The organism is Nocardioides sp. CPCC 206348 (assembly GCF_048654705.1).
Classification (GTDB): Bacteria; Actinomycetota; Actinomycetes; order Propionibacteriales; family Nocardioidaceae; genus Nocardioides.
Genome location: NZ_JBMCZA010000145.1, coordinates 1,340 through 2,886, shown reverse-complemented (window position 1 = coordinate 2,886; position 1,547 = coordinate 1,340). Strand labels below are relative to the sequence as shown.

Annotated in this window: 2 protein-coding genes; one reads left to right on the top strand and one right to left on the bottom strand. The window is 69.4% G+C overall.

The genetic code is table 11. The features are described from left to right. The coding region (locus ACOADB_RS10015; protein WP_378597815.1) for a hypothetical protein at positions 1–671 on the top strand (671 nt) is incomplete at its 5' end. Here the strand turns inward: ACOADB_RS10015 and ACOADB_RS10010 are convergent. Continuing rightward, on the bottom strand, positions 668–1,547 hold an 880-nt coding region (locus tag ACOADB_RS10010), incomplete at its 5' end, for an ABC transporter ATP-binding protein (protein WP_378597814.1). The genes ACOADB_RS10015 and ACOADB_RS10010 overlap by 4 nt on opposite strands.

Genomic DNA, 1,547 nt, shown 5'->3' with positions numbered 1-1,547 from the left:
GCAACAAATCAGCAGGAACCGGCATCACACGAAGCATGAACCTGCACTCGCGCCGTACGCCGACGGTCCTTGCCCTGCTCCTCGCCAGCACCGCCCTGTTCGCGGGCTGCACTGACGACGATCCCGCCGAGGCGAGCGACGAGGTCACCTCGACCGCCACGACCGAACCCACGACCGACACCTCCACGGACCCGACCGAGGACTCGACCGAGGACCTGGTGATCCTGCCCGGCTCGATCGGTGAGGCGCGCGTCGGCATGACCCGTGCGCAGTGGACGCCCACCGGCCTGTTCGAGGACGGCGCGGTGCTGTGCGAAGGCGAGCTGATCCACTGGGCCGCCGATCCGACGGCCAAGGAGCTCTTCGTCCTGACCGACGACGACGCCACCATCACGCAGCTGTCCGTGAGCGTGCCCGGCCCGCACACGGAGCACGGCGACCTCGAGGTCGGGTCGACGTACGGCGAGCTAAAGAGGGCGTTCCCCACCCTGACCAAGCCGGTCGACGACGGGTTCGACCAGGCGTCGGTCTACCCGCCCGGCGAGGAGGACGGCCTGGCCTACCTCAGTTTCCTGCTCGACTCCCCCGCCGGCAAGGTCACCGACGACACCACGATCGCGAAGATCGCGGTGACCGGCGGCGAGAAGCCCTACTTCCAGTACGACTGCTAGATCGATGCAGCGGCGAACTGCGCCGCGTGGAGGTGGGCGAAGGGACCGTCCGCCTCGAGCAGCTCGGCATGCGATCCCTGCTCCACGATCCGACCGTCCTCCATCACCAGGATGAGGTCGGCGTCGCGGATCGTGGAGAGCCGGTGCGCGATCACGAACGACGTCCGGTCGGTCCGCAGCGCGGCCATCGCGTGCTGCAGCAACAGCTCCGTACGAGTGTCGACCGACGAGGTCGCCTCGTCGAGGATCAGCAGCGCCGGCTGGGCAAGGAACGCCCGGGCGATGGTGATCAGCTGCCGCTCGCCTGCCGACAGGTTGGAGCCCTCGTCGTCGACCCGGGTGTCGTAGCCGTCGGGCAGCGAGTGCACGAACCGGTCGACGTACGTCGCCCTGGCTGCCGCGCGGATCTCGTCCTCGGTCGCGTCGGGGCGGCCGTACGCGATGTTGTCGCGGATGGTGCCCTCGAACAGCCACGTGTCCTGCAGCACCATCCCGATCCGGCTGCGCAGCTCGGCCCGCGAGAGGGCCGTGATGTCGGTGCCGTCGAGGGTGATCCGGCCGGCACTGAGCTCGTAGAACCGCATGATCAGGTTGACCAGCGTGGTCTTGCCCGCGCCGGTAGGCCCGACGATGGCGACCATCTGGCCGGGGTGCGCGACCAGCGACAGGTCCTCGATCAGTGGCTCGTCGGGGTCGTAGGAGAACGACACCCCCTCGAACGCCACCTCGCCGGCTGTCTCTTCGCGTACGGCGTCCGAGGCCCGCGCGGCGGCGACGGTCGCGACCGCCGACGCGTCCACCTCCTCCTCGGCGTCCAGCAGCTCGAACACCCGCTCCGCCGACGCAACGCCGGACTGCAGCAGGTTGGCCATCGAC